The 17,247-nt window shown below is 68.7% G+C and carries 14 protein-coding genes; 7 read left to right on the forward strand and 7 right to left on the reverse strand.

Annotated elements, in window-relative coordinates; all coding sequences use genetic code 11:
• Window positions 1–159: 159 nt before the first annotated feature.
• Together ACFJGU_RS07955 and ACFJGU_RS07960 are read left to right on the forward strand one after the other, a co-directional pair.
• The gene (locus tag ACFJGU_RS07955) at window positions 160–1,209 is read left to right on the forward strand and encodes a biotin/lipoate A/B protein ligase family protein (RefSeq protein WP_382309223.1); all 1,050 of its coding nucleotides are present in this window, start codon (window positions 160–162) and stop codon (window positions 1,207–1,209) included.
• Window positions 1,206–1,688 (forward strand): heme-binding protein, encoded by a 483-nt coding sequence (locus tag ACFJGU_RS07960; RefSeq protein ID WP_382309225.1) that lies wholly within the window; start codon window positions 1,206–1,208, stop codon window positions 1,686–1,688. The genes ACFJGU_RS07955 and ACFJGU_RS07960 overlap by 4 nt, the downstream gene beginning before the upstream one ends.
• A gap of 38 nt (window positions 1,689–1,726) precedes the next feature.
• Here the strand turns inward: ACFJGU_RS07960 and ACFJGU_RS07965 are convergent, their stop codons facing one another.
• On the reverse strand, window positions 1,727–2,011 hold the full coding sequence (locus ACFJGU_RS07965; protein ID WP_382309227.1) for a GNAT family N-acetyltransferase: 285 nt from the start codon (window positions 2,009–2,011) through the stop codon (window positions 1,727–1,729).
• A gap of 48 nt (window positions 2,012–2,059) precedes the next feature.
• Between ACFJGU_RS07965 and ACFJGU_RS07970 the strand changes: the two genes are divergently transcribed.
• Window positions 2,060–2,998 (forward strand): DNA-methyltransferase, encoded by a 939-nt coding sequence (locus tag ACFJGU_RS07970; RefSeq protein ID WP_382309229.1) that lies wholly within the window; start codon window positions 2,060–2,062, stop codon window positions 2,996–2,998.
• Here ACFJGU_RS07970 and ACFJGU_RS07975 read toward each other — a convergent pair.
• The 5 genes from ACFJGU_RS07975 to ACFJGU_RS07995 all read right to left on the reverse strand — a co-directional run bounded on the left by ACFJGU_RS07975 (window position 2,995) and on the right by ACFJGU_RS07995 (window position 8,994).
• Window positions 2,995–4,014: a LacI family DNA-binding transcriptional regulator gene (locus tag ACFJGU_RS07975; protein WP_382309231.1), complete on the reverse strand. Its 1,020-nt coding sequence runs from the start codon at window positions 4,012–4,014 to the stop codon at window positions 2,995–2,997. The genes ACFJGU_RS07970 and ACFJGU_RS07975 overlap by 4 nt on opposite strands.
• 36 nt (window positions 4,015–4,050) lie before the next feature.
• Window positions 4,051–5,490: a glycoside hydrolase family 1 protein gene (locus tag ACFJGU_RS07980; RefSeq protein ID WP_382309233.1), complete on the reverse strand. Its 1,440-nt coding sequence runs from the start codon at window positions 5,488–5,490 to the stop codon at window positions 4,051–4,053.
• A gap of 79 nt (window positions 5,491–5,569) precedes the next feature.
• On the reverse strand, window positions 5,570–6,466 hold the full coding sequence (locus tag ACFJGU_RS07985) for a carbohydrate ABC transporter permease (RefSeq protein WP_382309235.1): 897 nt from the start codon (window positions 6,464–6,466) through the stop codon (window positions 5,570–5,572).
• Window positions 6,463–7,590 (reverse strand): carbohydrate ABC transporter permease, encoded by a 1,128-nt coding sequence (locus ACFJGU_RS07990; protein ID WP_382309237.1) that lies wholly within the window; start codon window positions 7,588–7,590, stop codon window positions 6,463–6,465. Before ACFJGU_RS07990 ends, ACFJGU_RS07985 begins: the two co-directional genes overlap by 4 nt.
• A gap of 87 nt (window positions 7,591–7,677) precedes the next feature.
• Window positions 7,678–8,994, reverse strand: a complete 1,317-nt coding sequence (locus tag ACFJGU_RS07995; protein ID WP_382309238.1) for an extracellular solute-binding protein — start codon at window positions 8,992–8,994, stop codon at window positions 7,678–7,680.
• Window positions 8,995–9,246: 252 nt separating this feature from the next.
• Between ACFJGU_RS07995 and ACFJGU_RS08000 the strand changes: the two genes are divergently transcribed.
• The 4 genes from ACFJGU_RS08000 to ACFJGU_RS08015 all read left to right on the forward strand — a co-directional run bounded on the left by ACFJGU_RS08000 (window position 9,247) and on the right by ACFJGU_RS08015 (window position 15,209).
• Window positions 9,247–10,674, forward strand: coding sequence for an O-acetylhomoserine aminocarboxypropyltransferase/cysteine synthase family protein (locus ACFJGU_RS08000; protein WP_382309240.1), 1,428 nt, complete (start codon window positions 9,247–9,249; stop codon window positions 10,672–10,674).
• 1 nt (window position 10,675) lies between these two features.
• Window positions 10,676–12,016 carry an LLM class flavin-dependent oxidoreductase gene (locus ACFJGU_RS08005; protein WP_382309242.1) on the forward strand — a complete coding sequence of 447 codons (1,341 nt, stop codon included), beginning with the start codon at window positions 10,676–10,678 and terminating at the stop codon, window positions 12,014–12,016.
• 109 nt (window positions 12,017–12,125) lie between these two features.
• A complete protein-coding gene (locus ACFJGU_RS08010) occupies window positions 12,126–13,097 on the forward strand; it encodes an NAD(P)-dependent oxidoreductase (protein ID WP_382309244.1) in 972 nt (323 codons plus the stop codon).
• 135 nt (window positions 13,098–13,232) lie between these two features.
• Window positions 13,233–15,209, forward strand: a complete 1,977-nt coding sequence (locus ACFJGU_RS08015) for a putative Ig domain-containing protein (RefSeq protein ID WP_382309246.1) — start codon at window positions 13,233–13,235, stop codon at window positions 15,207–15,209.
• 87 nt (window positions 15,210–15,296) lie between these two features.
• Here ACFJGU_RS08015 and ACFJGU_RS08020 read toward each other — a convergent pair whose 3' ends face one another.
• Window positions 15,297–17,042 carry an MDR family MFS transporter gene (locus ACFJGU_RS08020; protein WP_382310314.1) on the reverse strand — a complete coding sequence of 582 codons (1,746 nt, stop codon included), beginning with the start codon at window positions 17,040–17,042 and terminating at the stop codon, window positions 15,297–15,299.
• Window positions 17,043–17,247: the final 205 nt, after the last annotated feature.

The following is a 17,247-nucleotide window of genomic DNA, read 5'->3' on the forward strand; positions in this document are numbered from 1 at the left end:
TCGACAGCTACGACGACGCCTCGGCTGCGGTCACGACGCCCGCGGCCGGAGAACTGTTCCAGCGGCTCGGCGGAACCGGCACCACGTTCATGGGCCTGTTCTCCGACATCGAGGAGGGCTGACGGTCGTAGGCTTGACGGGTTCGAGGAGAGGATACAGATGCACGGTGAATACAAGGTGCCCGGCGGCAAGCTCGTCGTGGTCGACCTCGACGACATCGAGGGTCGCATCCAGAATTTCCGGCTCGCCGGCGACTTCTTCCTCGAACCGGATGACGCGCTCCCGCTCATCGATCAGGCGGTGAACGGCCTGCCCTCCGACAGCGATGCGGCCACGATCGCCGCGGCGGTGCAGGCCGCCCTGCCGGAGGGCGCCGTGCTGCTCGGGTTCTCGCCCGAGGCGGTGGCGGTCGCCATCCGTCGCTCGCTCGCGAAGGCCACGAGCTGGAACGACTACGACTGGCAACTCATCCACTCCGGGTCGGAGACCCCGCAGATGCAGCTGGCCCTCGACGAGGTTCTCGCCGCGGAGGTGGGCGAGGGGCGCCGCAAACCGACCCTGCGCATCTGGGAGTGGAACGAGCCGGCCGTCGTGATCGGCAGCTTCCAGTCGGTGAAGAACGAGGTCGACCTCGAGAACGCCGCGAAGTACGGCTTCGAGGTGGTGCGCCGCATCTCCGGGGGCGGCGCGATGTTCATGGACGCCAATTCCGTCGTCACCTATTCCATCTACGCCCCCGCCGCGCTGGTGCAGGGCATGAGCTTCGCCGACTCCTACGCCTTCCTCGACGAGTGGGTCATCACGGCTCTCAAGTCGCTCGGCATCGAGGCGGTCTACCAGCCGCTCAACGACATCTCCTCCGCCAAAGGCAAGATCGGCGGGGCGGCGCAGAAGCGTCTCGGCAACGGAGCGGTGCTGCACCACGCCACCATGAGTTACGACATGGACGGCGAGAAGATGGTGCAGGTGCTGCGGATCGGTCGCGAGAAGATGAGCGACAAGGGCACGAAGTCGGCTGCCAAGCGGGTCGACCCGCTCCGCAGCCAGACCGGCCTCTCCCGCGCCGAGATCATCGACCGCCTGATCGCGACGTTCACCGCCCTGTATGGGGCGACGCCGTCGGAGATCACTCCCGAGGAGCGGGCGGCGGCCGAGCAGCTCGTGGTCTCGAAGTTCAGCACCCCCGAATGGATAGGACGCGTTCCGTGAGCAGCCTCCCCGTCTTCACCGTGGCCGACCTCGAAGCCGTGCCGAGCCCCGACCTTCCGTCGTTCGGCAACGACGACGCCTACGAGCTGGGCACGATCGCCGCCACCATCATCCGGGAGCGCGGTCTGAACCTTGCCGTCGACGTCGTGCTGAACGACGACCTGGTGTTCCGCGCGAAGCTCGGCACCACCGGCCCGGGCAACGACGCGTGGCTCGTCGGCAAGGCCGCCGTGGCCCGCTACTTCGGGGTGCCGTCGCTGCTGGTGCGCCGTCGGCACGAGGCGGCCGGCACGAGTTTCGACGACATCGCCGACCCGAACGTCGACCACGCGGTCATGAAGGCCCACGGAGGGTCGATCCCGATCTTCGTCGACGGAGTGCCCATCGGCACCATCACCACTTCAGGCGAGGCCGACGTCATCGACCACCAGGTGGCGGCCGATGCGGTCGCCGCATTCGTGGGGCGTCGCGCGTCCTGACACTCGCGCCGCTCGGTAGTGGCGCGTGGGCTGCGGCCTCAGCCGCGGTCGACGAGTTCCTGGTAGTCGGGGTGACCGTCGATCCACCGCGAGACGAAGGTGCACTGCGGCACCACCGCGAGGTCGCCCGTGCGCACGTCGTCGAGCGCGTACTGCACGAGCTGCCCCGCGACACCATTGTTGCGGCGACGGGGATCGACCTCGGTGCGGGTGAAGACGATCGACCGGCCGACGATGCGGTAGTCGGTGAACCCCACCAGTTCGTCGTCGAGAGTGATGGTGTAGCGGTTCTGCGTCTCTTCGTTGCGGATCTCGGTGCTCATGGTGCCCCGAGAATACGCCCGCCACCTTCGGACTGCCACAATTGCAGGGTGCCCGCCGCCGAATCCCCCCTCGCCGCTTTCGACGAGGACGCCCGGGGAGAGGGGCTGGTCTACCACGCCGACAACCTGGCGGTCCTGCCCGCCTTCGCCGACGCATCCTTCACCGTCATCTACCTCGATCCGCCGTTCAACACGGGGCGACAGCAGACCCGCCGATCGACTACGGCGACCCGGGTCGTGACGGAGCCGGCATCCGCCGCACCGGATGTGACGGCCGATCCGGATGCGCCCCGTCCGCCCGGCCGCATCACCGGTTTCAAGGGCCAGGCCTACGACCGCATCAAGGGCGACCTGCTGAGCTACGACGACCGCTTCGACGACTACTGGGAGTTCCTCGAACCGCGCATCGTCGAGGCCTGGCGTCTGCTCGCTGACGACGGAACTCTCTACCTGCACCTCGACTACCGCGAGGCGCACTACGCGAAGGTGCTGCTCGACGCGCTCTTCGGGCGCGAGAGCTTCCTGAACGAGATCATCTGGGCCTACGACTACGGCGCCAAGTCGAAGAACCGCTGGCCCACGAAGCACGACACGATCCTGGTCTACGTGAAGAACCCGGCCGCCTACTATTTCGACTCGACGACGGTCGACCGCGAGCCGTACATGGCGCCCGGGTTGGTCACGGCCGAGAAGGCGGCGACGGGCAAGCTGCCGACGGATGTCTGGTGGCACACGATCGTGTCGCCCACCGGCCGCGAGAAGACCGGCTACCCGACGCAGAAGCCCGAGGGCATCCTGCGCCGCATCGTGCAGGCGTCGAGCCGCGAGGGCGACTGGGTGCTCGACTTCTTCGCCGGTAGCGGCACCACGGGTGCGGTCGCCGCAGCGCTCGGCCGCAACTACGTGCTCGTCGACCGGAGCCCCGACGCGTTGGCCGTGATCCGCCGCCGCCTCCCCGACGCCCGCTACGTGCAGCCGACCCGCTAGGCCGACGCCCGGCGGATGAGGCGGGTGGGGATGATGGTGCGCCTCGGTACCTCGTCGCCCGCGATGAGGCGCACCAGGAGGTCGGCCATGGCGGCGCCGAGGTCGGCCGAGGGCTGGTGGATCGTCGTGAGCGGCGGCGTGAGGGTCGACGCGAAGGTGTCGTCGTCGTAGCCCACGACGGACACGTCGCCCGGCACCGACAGTCCACGGGCGTGCAGCACGTGGATGGCGCCCGCCGCCATCTGGTCGTTCGCCACGAACACGGCGTCGATGGGCACACCGCGGTCGAGCAGTCGCTCCATCGCGTCCGCCCCCGAGTCCTGCGAGAAGTCACCGATCTCGACCAGGGCGGGATCGCCGCCCGTCGCCTCGATCGACTGGCGCCAGCCGGTGAGCCGGTCGATGCCGGCCGGCATGTCCTGCCGCCCCGCGATGGTGGCGATCCGTCGCCGGCCGAGACCGATCAGGTGGTCGGTGGCGGTGCGGGCGCTGTGCACGTTGTCGACATCGACGAAATAGCTGTCGAAGGTGTCGGGGTTGATCGGCCGCCCGCCGAACACGATCGGCAGCTTGGAGCCGAGTCCGACATAGGAGTGGTCCTCGGCGTGGTGCGAGACCACCAGGGCACCGTCGACGTTGCCGCCGAGCAGGTAGCGGCGTGTCTTCTGCGGACGGGTCTCGGAGGCGATGAGCAGGTTGAGCGTGTAATCCGTGTCGGACAGCGCCCGTGCCACACCGCGCACCACCGGGGCGAAGAAGGGATCGGCGAACACCGTCGAGGTCGACTCGGGCACGATCAGGGCGATCACGTCGGTGCGCCGGCTCGCCAGCGACCGCGCCACCCGGTTCGGCACGTAGTTGAGCCGGGCGATGGCGTCGTTGACCACCGCGGTGACCTCGGCGGTCACTTTCGGTGAACCGTTCACGACGCGCGAGACGGTGGCGCGGGAGACTCCGGCTTCCGCGGCCACCATCTCGAGGGTCGGCGCGCGCGAGCCACTGGCGTCGATCGTCATCTCAGACCTCCAGTGGCTCGAGCGGTGTGGTGCGCCTTACGATACCGGCGTCACCACGGCCTCCGCGGCCTCGGCGGCATTCCGGATGAGCGCGGAGTAGGCGATCGCGGAGTCCTTCGGGGTGCGTTCGAGGGTGTCGTAGTCGACCCGCACGATTCCGAAGCGCTTGCCGTAGCCCCAGGCCCACTCGAAATTGTCGAGCAGCGACCACACGAAGTAGCCGCGCACGTCGGCGCCGTCGGCGATCGCATCCGACACCGCCTGGATGTGGTCGAGCACGTACTTCTTGCGCAGATCGTCGTGGATCGCTCCGTCGGGCGACACCTCGTCGTCGTAGGCCGCGCCGTTCTCGGTGACGTAGAGCGGCGGCAGCCCGGGGTACTCCTCGCCGAGGCGCACGAGCAGCGTGCGGAGACCGGCGGGGTTGACCTCCCAGCCCATGGCCGTGCGGGGAAGGCCGCGCAACGGGAAGGTGATGTACTCCGACCCCACGAACGGAGAGCTGAGCGGCCGCCCCGTGTCGACCAGGTGCGGGTCGTCGGCACCGTCGAGCGGATGTCCGCTCACGACGTCGTCGTGGTAGTGGTTCACGCCGAGGAAGTCGATCGGCTGGCTGATGATCTCGAGGTCGCCGGGCCGCACGAGCCCGGTCTCGGTCACCTCGTCGAGGCCGAATGCGGCGAGATCGCGCCGCACGTCTTCGGGATAGGAACCGCGCAGGATCGGGTCGAGGAAGATCGTGTTCTGCAGTCCGTCGAACCGCCGCGCCGCCTCGACGTCGACGGGGTCGGCGTCATCCAGCGGAATGGAGTTCGTGAGGTTGAGCGTGATGCCGAGGTTCTGCGCGCCGAGGTCGCGCAAGCGCTGCACGGCAAGTCCGTGCCCGAGGTGCTGGTGGTGCACGGCGGCCACGGCGGCCGCCGGCTCCTGACGCCCCGGCGCGTGCACTCCGGCGGCGTAGCCGAGCAGGGAGGAGCAGAACGGCTCGTTGAAGGTCGTCCAGTGCTGCACCCGGTCGCCGAGCGCGCCGTGGACGATCTCGGCGTAGTCGCGGAAGCGGTAGGCGGTGTCGCGGTTCGCCCAACCGCCCTTGTCCTCGACGGCCTGCGGCAGATCCCAGTGGTAGAGGGTCAGCCAGGGGAGGATGCCCGCCTCGAGCAGCTGGTCGACGAGCCGGGAGTAGAAATCGAGTCCGGCGGGGTTGACGTCGCGGTCACCCGGACGGATGCGCGCCCAGCTCGTGGAGAAGCGGTAGGAGTGGAGGCCGAGCTCCTTCATCAGCGCGACGTCTTCGGGCATGCGGTGGTAGTGGTCGACGGCCACGTCGAGGGTGTCACCGTTCAGCACCGCGTTGGGCACTCGGGCGAAGGTGTCCCAGATCGACGCTTCTTTGCCGTCTTCGAACGCGGCTCCTTCGATCTGGGCGGCCGCCGTGGCCGAGCCCCACAGGAATCCGGGCGGGAATGAGGTCGTCATGACTGTGTTGTTGCTCCTTGAGTCGTGGTCGTGCAATCGTACGTGTTCGCGCCCGGGCGGCACAGGGCCGCCCGCCGCGCTATCCCTTGACCGCGCCGGCCATGATGCCGGAGACGAGCTGCTTGCCCGCGAGCACGAACAAGAGCAGCAGCGGCAGCGTGGCGAGCACGGCGCCGGCGAGCACGATCGAGTAGTCGACGTACTTCGCGGACTGCAGCTGGCTGAGGGCCACCTGCAACGTGGGATTCTGTGGCACCACCAGGAGGGGCCAGAGGTAGTCCGTCCAGGCCGTCATGAAGGTGAAGAGGCCGAGAATGGCCATCGCGGGCCGCGCAGCGGGCACTCCGACGTGCCAGAAGGTCGAGATCATGCTCGCACCGTCGACGCGCGCGGCCTCGATCAGCTCGTCGGGGATGACGTCGACGAGGTACTGCCGCATGAAGAACACGCCGAAAGCGGTCACCAGGGTCGGCACGATCACGGCGCCGAGCGACCCGGTCCAGCCGAACTGGCGCATCAGCATGAACAGGGGGATGATGCCGAGCTGGGTCGGCACGGCGAGGGTCGCGATCACGAACACCAGCAGCCCCTCGCGGCCGCGGAAGCGGAGCTTCGCGAAGGCGTAGCCAGCCAGCGTCGAGAAGAAGACGACGGAGGCCGTGATCACGCCCGACACGATGACGCTGTTGCCGAGGGCGGTCCAGAACGGCACGGTCGTGACGACCTGGCCGACGTTCTCCCAGAATTGCCCGCCGGGCAGCAGCGGCGGCCAGGTGGAGGTGAGCACCTGGCTGTCGCTCGAGCCGACGACGAACGACCACCACAGCGGGAACGCGCCACCGAGGAAGACGGCCAGCAGGATGCCGTACGTGACGAACCCGGGGCGGCGGTCGATGCCGTGGTCGCGACGCCGGCGACGCACCGGGCGCGCGGGGGCGGATGCCGCGGCGGCCGGTCGGGACAGGGTGGCGGTCATCGCTTCTCCTCCGAGGGATCGTGCAGGGGATCGTGGGCGTCGTGTTCGGCGAGCTCGGGCGAGACGCCGGGCACGAACCCGCTCGTGAGCTCGGCCTCGGCACGCGACCGGGCAAGGGCCCGCGCGCTGCGCTTCTTCGCGACCCGCGCTTCCGTCGACGCGATCCGCCGCGAGATCAGGAAGTTGAGCACCCCGAACAGCACGATCACGAGGAACAGCAGCCACGCCACGGCCGAGGCCTTGCCGAAGCTCTGCCGGTTGAACGCGAGGTCCCAGAGATAGAGCACGGTGGTCTGGTACTGCCGGTCGTTGCCGCCGGGGGTGGAGACCGTGGGGTTGAAGAGCTTGGGCTCGGTGAAGATCTGCAGGCCGCCGATGGTGGCCGTGATGATGACGAAGATCATGGTGGGCCGGATGCTCGGCAGCGTGATGGAGAAGAAGCGCCGGAACTGACCGGCGCCGTCCAGGGCCGCCGACTCGTGGATGTCGCGCGGAACGGCCTGCATCGCGGCGAGCAGGATGAGGGCGTTGTACCCGGTCCAGCGCCAGTTCACCATCGTGGCGATCGCGATGTGCGAGGGGAAGACATCCGTCATCCAGCCGACCGGGGCGAGGTGCACGGCCTGCAGGATGTTGTTGATGAGGCCGTACTTCTCCGAGAACGCGCTCGAGAAGATGAGGGTGACGGCGACGGGCGTCACCACGTACGGGATCAGCACGCTCATGCGCCAGAAGGTCTTGGCGCGCAGGTTCTGATCGAGGATCGCGGCGATCACGACGGCGGCGATCAGCTGCGGAACCGCGCTGAGGAAGAAGATGCTGACCGTGTTGAACAGCGAGTTCCAGAAGAAGGGATCGCTGAGCTCGGTGGCGAAGTTGCCGAGCCCGACCCACTCGCCCGGCCCGGTCAGCAGGTTCCAGTTGTTGAGCGAGACCACGAAGGTGTAGCCCAACGGGAACAGGCCGATCAGCCCGAACAGGATGAAGAAGGGCGCCACGTAGGCGTAGGGGGAGTACTTGACGTCCCACTTGCTGAGGCGCTGGCGGAGCGTGAGGCGGGGTGCTCGCGCGGGGGGAGCATCCGGCTGTGGCACTTTCACCGGCGGGGTGATCGTTGCGGTCATGCGAGTTCTTCCGGAGGGAGGGGCGGCGGGTGGACGTGGGATCGGGGCTCTCGGCGGTGGTGGTGCCGAGAGCCCCGACGGTGGGTGCTACTTGTTGACGACCAACTGGTTCAGCAGGTCGATCGCGTTGTCCCAGGCCGCCTGGCCGTCGGTACCCGAGTCGAGCGACAACGCCGACGGGCCGAAGACCTGCTCCTGGATGACCGAGTCGTCAGCGCCCTTGTACTGAGCGACGACACCCTTCGAGCGCTCCGCGAGGATGGTGCCGAGCGGAGCGTCGTTGAAGAACGTCGCCAGCTCGTTCGTGCCGGTGACGGCCGGGTCGCCCTGCGCCTCGATGTTGCTCGGGAAGGTACCCGCGACGGTGAAGGCGGCGGCCTGCTGCTTGGCCTCGGTCAGCCACTGCGCCAGAGCCGCGGCCTCCTTCGGGTGCTTCGACTGCGTCGGCACGGTGAGGAACGATCCGCCCCAGTTGGCCGGGCCGCCGGGGAAGACGTTGGCGAAGTCCCAGCCGGTGGTGGCGTCGCCGCCCGCGGCCTCGACCTGGCCCTTCACCACGCCGAGCATCCAGCCGGGGCAGACGAAGGTGGCGAAGGAGCCGTCGGTGAAGGCCTTGCCCTTGCCCCAGTCCCACTGGGTCTGGCCGGAGGAGAGGCCGGCCGCAGCGCCGCCGGCGAGCTCGCCCCAGAGCGCCTTGAGGTCGGAGTTGTCCTCGATGTTCAGCTCGCCGTCCTTGGTGTAGTAGCCCTCGGGCTGCTGGTTCACCATGGCGTTCCAGATGAAGCCGGACTGGTCGTACCAGGCCTTGCCGGTGGCCGCGTGGTACTGCTCGCCGAGCTTGAAGTAGTCGGCCCAGGTGGCGTCGTCGCCGCCGAAGAGGGCGGCGACCTCCTCGCGGTCGGTCGGCAGGCCGGCCTCGGCGAAGAGCTTGCTGTTGTAGCACAGGCCCTCCGGTCCGATGTCGGTGCCGTAGCCGATGATGCGGCCGTTCGCATCCGTCGCCTGCTTCACCTTCCAGTCGACCCACTGGTCGGAGATGTCCTTGGCGCCGTACTCGCTGAGGTCGGTGAACTGGTCGGAGACCTGCATCACGGCGCTCAGCCAGCCCTCCTCGACGGCCTGCACGTCGGGGAGCCCCGCGCCGGCAGCCTGCTTGGTCTGCCAGTCCGTCTTGGCGTTGCCGCCGGTGTCGATGTTGGTGGCCTCGATCTTGATGCCGGGATTCTCTTTCTCGTACTGCGTGTAGAGGTCGTCGAGCCCCATGGTGCCGAACGTGGTGACGGTCAGCGTGATGGGGTCGTCGGCCGTGCCTGCGGCGCTGCCGGACGACGAGCATCCGGTGGCGGCGAGCGCGATGGCCGCGACGGTGACGGCTGCTGCGGTGGTGCGTCGTGAGAACTTCACGGTCACTCCCTTGTGTGCGTGGATGGTTGTCAATAGTGCGTGAGAGCGCTCTCAAATCGAAGTGTGAGAGCGCTCTCACGAATCTGGGCCAACGGTAGGTGATGATTCCGACGAATGTCAAGTCCGATCAACATTCCGATTGCGGCATACGAGCCACGCGGCGCTCGTTTCGTAACAGAACTTCGCATTCGGGGTTCCGAGCCACTGTCCGTGCGACCCTGTCGTATCGACGATCGAGGAGAGGAGCGCCCGGTGAGCGACGAAGAATACGGATTCGCGACGCAGCAAGTGCATGCGGGCGGATTCCCCGACGACGGCGTGAATGCGCGCGCCACCCCCATCTACCTCAGCGCCGGCTTCGTGTTCGACGACTTCGCCCAGGCCAGGGATCGCTTCGGTGGGGCCGACGACGGTTTCAGCTACACCCGCGTCGGCAACCCCACCACCGCATCGGTCGAGCGTCGCATCGCGGCTCTGGAGCGCGGCGACCAGGCCATCCTGGTCGGCAGCGGGCAGGCCGCCCTGTCGGTGGCCCTGCTCGCTCTCCTCCAGGCGGGCGACCACCTGGTGTCGGCGAACAGCATCTACGAGGGTTCGCGCGGGCTCTTCCTCGACAACTTCTCACGGCTGGGCATCGACACCTCCTTCGTCATCGACGCGAACGACCCGCTCGCCTGGGAACTCGCCATCCGCCCCACCACCCGTGCGCTGTTCGTGGAGTCGATCCCGAATCCGCGCAACGAGATCGTCGACCTCGAGCTCGTGGCCTCCGTGGCGCACCGGCACGGCATCCCGCTCATCGTCGACAACACCTTCGCCACGCCCTACCTGCTCCGCCCGCTGGAGCATGGGGCCGACATCGTGGTGCACTCCGCCAGCAAGTTCCTCGCCGGGCACGGCTCGGTGCTGGGCGGCGCCGTGGTCAGCGGAACCGGCTTCGACTGGGCGGCCCGGCCCGAGCTCTTCCCCCATCTCGCCGAACCGGCTCGCGCTCTCGGGGGGCGCAGCTTCGCCGAACGCTTCGGCCCAGCGGCGTTCATCACCTACGCACGGGATGTCGTGGCCCTGCGCTTCGGCCCGACCCCGTCGCCCCTCAACGCCTTCCTCATCCAGCAGGGCATCGAGACGCTCTCCCTCCGGGTCGACCGGCAGTCCGCGAGCGCGAAGGCCGTCGCCGAATGGCTCGAGGCGCAGCCGGAGATCGAGTCGGTGGACTACTCGGGGCTGGCTTCGAACGCCTACCACGAGCTCGCCGAACGCTACCTGCCGCGCGGACAGGGCTCGGTGTTCTCGTTCACCGTGGCCGGCGGTCTGGCGGCGGCCGAGGCGCTCATCGACGCGGTCGGCCTGTTCACCCGTATGACGCACCTCGGTGACGTGCGGTCCCTCATCATCCACCCCGGCACGACCTCGCACGCCTTCCGCACCGAGGAGCAGCTGCGCGAGGGCGGGATCGGGCCGGGCCTCATCCGTCTCTCCATCGGTGTCGAGGACGTCTCCGACCTGATCGCGGACCTCGCCCGGGGCCTCGCCGCCGCGCGAGCCGTCGCAGCCGCCTCGGCGGTCGAAACGGATGGAGACTCGGCGCGACTCGCCGACGCTTCCTCCGTCGATACCGCGCATCGGCCTGAGACTCCGTCGATTTCGCACGCGAGCGCCGGGCCCGGACAGGCGGCCTGACGTGTCGCGTCCGCAGCACTTCGGCTGGTTCCTCTCGCGCGGCTTCGGACCGCACGGCTGGGGGCATCCCTACTACGAGTGGAACCACCCCTGGCACCGGCCGCAGCTCTACCAGCAGTCGGTGCGCGACCTCGAACAGGCTGGGTTCGACCTCGTCATCATCGAGGACGCGCTATCGCTCGGTAATGCCGACACGCTAGATCTGCGCATCCGGAGCGCCTACGGCGGACCGAAGCACGACCCACTGCTGCTCGCGCCCTACTTGTTCGCTGCCACCGAGCACATCGGAATCGCTCCCACCGTGAATCCGTTGGCCTACTCGCCCTACCAGGCAGCGCGGCAGTTCGCGACCCTGCAGCACCTTAGCGACTACCGCTTCGGCATCAACGTGGTGACGGATGTCGGCTCCTCGCGGCATTTCGGCGCCGAGCCGTTGGCGCACGACGCCGCTTACGACCGGGCCGAGGAGTGGCTCACCGCCGTGCGCGCCCTCTGGCACAGCTGGGGGCCCGATGCGCTCATCGCCGACCCGGCCACCGGTCACTTCGCCGACGGATCGCGTCTGGACGCCGTGCCGCATCGCGGGGAGTACTACACGTTCGACGGCCCGCTGAACGCCCTGCCGTTCCCGTCGCTGGGGGACGGCGCGCTCTCGGGCGACCCGGTCGTGGTCTCGCCCGGCGGTTCCGGCCGCGGGCTGAACTTCGCCGGCGAGCAGTCGGAGGTGCAGCTCGCACTGGCCTCGCTCGACGTCGACACCATCCGGTTCTATCGGGCGAAGGTGCTCGACGCGGCACTCGCCCACGGACGCACCGCCGCCGACATCGACATCCTGTTCGTGTTCAAACCGGTCATCGTGGGGAGCTCGGAAGAGGCGCAACGGATCGTGGACGCTTCGGCGCATCCCTCCGACGAGGCGCTGCTGCAGATCGCCCTCGGACAGTCGAGCGACCTGGAGACCGATCTCACCTCGCTCGACCTCGACCGCCCGGTCAACCCGGCGATCTTCGGCGACCACGTGTCGCGCGGCACGATCAAGGGTCTGCTCGGCACGTTCGACTCGTTCGCGGATGCGACCCTGCGGCAACTGCTCACCGCCAAGGCGCGCCTCGGCCGCATCGCGTCGCGATCCGGATACGTCGGCACGGCGGAGGAGGTGGCCGACTTCATCCAGGAGCTCGGCGACGACGCCGACAACGACGGGTTCATCTTCTCGGGCGACCTGCATCCCGTGACCATCCACCGCATGCTCGACGAGCTAGTGCCGATCCTGCGCCGCCGGGGCGTGCTGCGCACCTCCTTCGGTGACGGCGGTCTGCGCGGCAACCTGCGCGACTTCTGAGCCGGGGGGTGGCCACCGGCATGTCAGGGGCGGGCGGCCAGGCCGGTCGTGCGGGACGGGCGCGGGGGACGATCGCCGGAAGCGCGGCCGGCCAACCGGGGGCGGACCGATGACCGCGCTGGCGTCCGAGTTCTTGCGCATCGGCGTGCTGGGACTGGGGCGGATGGGCCTGCCCGTCGCGGTGCGCCTCCGTGCGGCGGGTCACCACGTGGTGGGGTACGACCCCGATCGGGATCGCCGCTTGCTGTTCGGGGCCTCGCCCGCGGGAGCCGCCGCCTCCGTCGATCCCGACCGCCGGGCCGTTCCTGGCCAGCCCGAAAAGGTCGAGCCGGAATGGGCGGCCGCAGTCGACGTGCTGGTGACGGTGCTTCCGGGACCGGAAGAGCTGGAGTTCGCGATGATCGGCGACGGCGGCGCACTCCCGGTTCTCCACGAGAGAGCGCTCTGGATCGACCTGACCAGCGGGGATCCCCGCATGGCGCGTTCGCTCGCCCGGGCCGCCGAGGCGCGCGGAGTGCAGGCCGTTGCAGCCCCCATGGCCGGAGGGCCCGGGGACGCAGAGGCGGGCACGCTCGGATTCTTCGTGGGCGGAGAACCGGGCTCGGTGGAGCGGGCGATGCCGGTGCTCCTCGCCCTAGGCGCGGCCGATCGCCTCGAACGCGCCGGCGACGACGTCGGGGCGGGTCACGTGGCGAAGCTCCCCGCCAACACCCTGTGGTTCGGGCAGGTGGCCGCGGTGGTGGAGGCGCTGCTGATCGGGCGGGCTCAGGGCGTCGAGCCCGAGCGGCTCGCCGCGATCCTGCGCCGGAGTGCCGGAGGCAGCGTGTTCCTCGACCGGTATCTCGACGCCCTGCTCGACGGCGACTACCTCGAGACCTTCGGCATCGACCGCGTGGTGGAGGAGCTGGACACCGTGGTCGGGCTCGGTGCGGACGCCGATCTCCCCGTCACGCTGACGCGGCTCGTCGCGCGCCTGCATCACGAGGCGCTGGAGCGGTTCGGCGCGGTCGACGGCGAGCTCCTGGTGGCGAAGCTCCTCGAGGACCGCGCGGGAGCGCGTCTCCGTCGCTCCGTCTCCTGATTCCTCCGTCCGGATCGGTCGATTCGGGGCAAAAAGTAGTGTTTGTGCTTGTTTTATGAGGATGCATCAACTAAACCTGAGGGTAAGTCGACAGTTGTCCTGTCACCTCGCCGACCGGCACCTCGGAGGAGCATCATGCGCACGAAGAACACCCCGTCCCACACTCTCCGTCTCTCCCTGGGCGCGGCCCTCGTCGCAGCCCTGCTCGCCGCGATACCGATCGGCGCCCACGCCGAAGACCTCGCCCCCGACGCACCTCCCGTGGCTGCGGTGACTCCGGTCGTCACGTCGGGGCCGATGCCCACCGGAACCGTCGGGGAGGCCTACGACTACCAACTGGCGTCCAATGTGTCGCCGGTGACGTTCTCGGTCTCCGGCCTTCCCGACGGTCTGACGGCGGATGCGGACACAGGTCTCGTCACGGGAACGCCGACGGTCGATGGCGAGTTCACCGTTCGTCTCGAGGCGGTCGGGGCCGAGCCGAGCGAATTCGCGCAGGTGCGGTACGACACGGTGGTCATCGATCCCGCGCCGGTGACGGTGCCCGTCATCACGTCTTCGTCGCTCCCTGCCGGCACGGTGGGCGTCGCGTACAACTTCCAGCTGACATCGAACGTGTCGCCGGTGACCTTCTCGGTCTCCGGCCTGCCCGACGGTCTGACGGCGGATGCGCAGTCCGGCCTCATCATCGGCACTCCCGAGGTCGACGGTGAATTCTCCGTGCGCCTCGAAGCGATCAGCTCAGACTCGGCGGGCGACTCCCAGGTGCGATACGACACGCTCGTGATCGATCCGGCGCCCGTCACGGTGCCGACGATCACGTCGGTTGCGTTGCCGGAGGGAACGGTGGGTGCGCCGTACAGTTTCCAGCTGACGTCGAACGTGTCGTCGGCGACCTTCTCCGTGTCCGGTCTGCCCGACGGCCTGACCGTGGATGCCGACACCGGTCTCATCTCGGGCACTCCGACGGTCGACGGCGAGTTCACCGTGCGCCTCGAGGCTCTCGGCGCTGGGCCCACCGGCGGCTCCTCCCAGGTCGTCTACCAGACGCTCGTCATCGCCCTCAGCGCGGGCGGGCCTCCGGTAATCACCTCCGGGGCACCTCCCGCAGCGACCGTGGGTGTGGCGTACTCGTTCCAGGTCACGGCCGACGGCGTCGGGCTCACCTATGGTGTGGGCGGGCTGCCGAACGGGCTCACCATCGACCCTACGAGCGGTCTCATCAGCGGCGTACCGACGGTGTCCGGCGACTTCTCCATGCTCATCAAGGTCGTCGACAGTGCTGGGGTGCTCGCCGGGCAGCATAAGACGCTGCACGTCGACCCGGCCGTGCCGGTCATCACCTCGGGCCCGCTGCCCGATGCGACAGTGGACGTCGTGTACTCGTTCCAATTGACGGCCTCCGTGACGCCCGCGAGGTTCGAGGCGACCGGGTTGCCCCGGGGCCTCGCGGTCAATGAGTCCACCGGGTTGATCTCCGGCTCGCCCACCGTCGCGGGTGCCGCGACGATCACGATCACCGCCACCGCCGACGGAGTCACGAGCGCCCCGTGGAAGGACACGATCACCATCCGCGTGAAGGTCAGCCCCCCTGTGACGCCCGCCGTGTTCACCTCGACTCCGCCGGTATCCGCCGTTGTTGGCGCCGTGTTCTCCTACGCGCCCACCGTGACCAGTGCGACTCCCGTCGCCTTCCTGCTGACCGGAGCTGTGCCAGGATTGACCTTCGATCCGGCCACCGGCCGACTGTCGGGTACGCCGACGACCGTGGGCAACTACGCCGTCACGATCACTGCGGCGAACGGCGCGCTCACGAGGACTTCGCAGACGTTCACACTCGCCGTCACGGCGGCCACGACCCCGCCTCCTCCGACGCAGAACCCTCCAGCTCCGCCCGCCGCGGGCTCCGCGGGCAGCTCTGGGTCGGCCCCGGCGGCGGATTCGTCCTCCTCCGCGAACCAGGCTCGCGGGCGCTCGGGAGCTCCCACCACCCTCGCTGAGACCGGAGCGAACGTACCCGGCTCGATGCTTGCCGGGCTCGCCGCAGTGCTCCTCCTCGCGGGCGGAGCCGCCATCGCCATCCGCTCGCGTCGTACGGCCCGCCGCGCCTGACCGCCTACGCCACATGGACGACGTCGCCCTGGGGGGTGGCGTCGTCCTGGCGAGCGGTCCGGCCGCGCAACGGCGACGAGGCGGGGGTTACTCGTCCTTCGGCGAGGCCGCGTGGGTGCCGGCCGGGCGCTGGGCAGGCACCGAGGCGGTGTCCGGAGCGACCATGGCGCCCATCTCCTCGGCCGCGAGGGCCGCGTTGACCGCCGCGTCGTCGGCCGCCTCCTGCAGTGCCGACTTGGCGCGCAGCGGCGGGGTCTTGAAGAACCAGGCGAGGATGAACGCCAGCAGCGAGGCTGCGAGGGCCACCCAGAACACGGTGACCGTCGCGTTCGCGAAGCCGACCAGGAACGGATCGGCCAGACGCGGATCCGCGGCATTCAGGAACGAGGTGTCGCCGTTCAGCGATCCCGTGAGCGCGCCCGTGTTTCCGCTCTGCCCCTCCTGCAACAGTTGCAGGATCTGCGTGTTCTTCGGGTCGGCGGCCACGGCCGGGTCAGCGGCGGCGGCCTTCACGGCGTCGGAGATGGCGGGGTCGGCGAAGGCGGCCTTGATCGTGTCGGGGATGCGGGTGAACAGCACCGAGAACAGCACGGCCGTGCCGAGCGTTCCACCGATCTGACGGAAGAACGTCGAGGCACTCGTCGCCACGCCCATGTCGCGCAGGCCCACGGAGTTCTGGCTCGCGATGGTGAGCGTCTGCATCAGCTGACCGATGCCGAGACCGATCAGCAGCATCCCGATCATGAGGAACCAGACCGGCTTGTCGGCCGTCACGAAGGTGAAGTAGAAGAATCCGACGCTCATGAGCCCGGTTCCGATGATCGGGAACGCCCGGTATTTGCCGGTGCGCGCGATGATCTGGCCGCTCGTGATGGACGCGATCATCAAGCCGACGATGAGCGGCAGGAGGAGCAGCCCGCTCTCGGTGGGCGTGGCGCCGACGACGAGCTGCAGGAAGAGCGGAATGGTGAGCAGAGCGCCGAACATGCCGAACCCGACCAGCACGCCGAGCACGGTGGCCATCGAGAACGTGGCCGACCGGAACAGCTTCAGCGGGATGAGCGCGTCGTCTTTCATCACGCGCTCGATGAGGATGAAGGCCACCACACCGATCACACCGATGACGTAGCAGGCGATCGCGCCGGCCGAGCCCCAGCCCCAGTCGCGACCCTCTTCGGCCACGAGGAGCAGCGGCACGAGCGCCACGATGACCGCGACCGCGCCCCACCAGTCGATCCGCACGGCTCGCTTGGCGCTCTTCGGCAGGTGCAGGAAGCGCAGCACGATGATGAGGGCCACGATGCCGATCGGCACGTTGAGGAGGAAGACCCAGCGCCAACCGGTGATCCAGAGGATCTGGTCGGCACCGGCGAAGAGCCCGCCGATCAGCGGGCCGATGACGCTCGAGATGCCGAAGACAGCGAGGAAGTAGCCCTGGTATTTCGCGCGTTCTCGCGGTGCGAGCATGTCGCCCATGATGGCGAGCGGCAACGCCATCAGGCCACCCGCGCCGAGGCCCTGGATGGCACGGAACGCGGCGAGCTCGAACATCGAGGTCGAGAGGCTGGCGAGCAGCGAGCCCACCAGGAAGATCGTGATCGCGATGATGAACAGCGGTCGGCGCCCGAAGAGGTCACTCAGCTTGCCGTAGATCGGCGTGCTGATGGTCGACATGATCAGGTAGGCGGTGGTGACCCAGGCCTGCAGGCTCAGGCCGTGGAGATCGTCGGAGATGGTGCGGATCGAGGTGCCGACGATCGTCTGGTCGAGGGCCGACAGGAACATCCCGGCCATCAGTCCGAAGATCACGAAAAGGATCTGGCGATGCGACATCACCGCCCCGGCATCGATCTCGCGGGAGGAGGCCTTTGCTCGGCGGTCGGACGACGAATTGGTGCGGGACATGCAGATCCTCAGACGAGAGATGGGGGAGACCGCGCGAACTTTGCGCAGGCTGCAAAGTTACACCCGCTGCACGGTACTTCTCAACTCGAAACGATCACCCGACCGCAACGATCAGCGGCAAGATCCTTCCGTT

This window comes from Herbiconiux sp. UC225_62, from assembly GCF_042694625.1.
In the GTDB taxonomy this organism is placed as follows: domain Bacteria; phylum Actinomycetota; class Actinomycetes; order Actinomycetales; family Microbacteriaceae; genus Herbiconiux.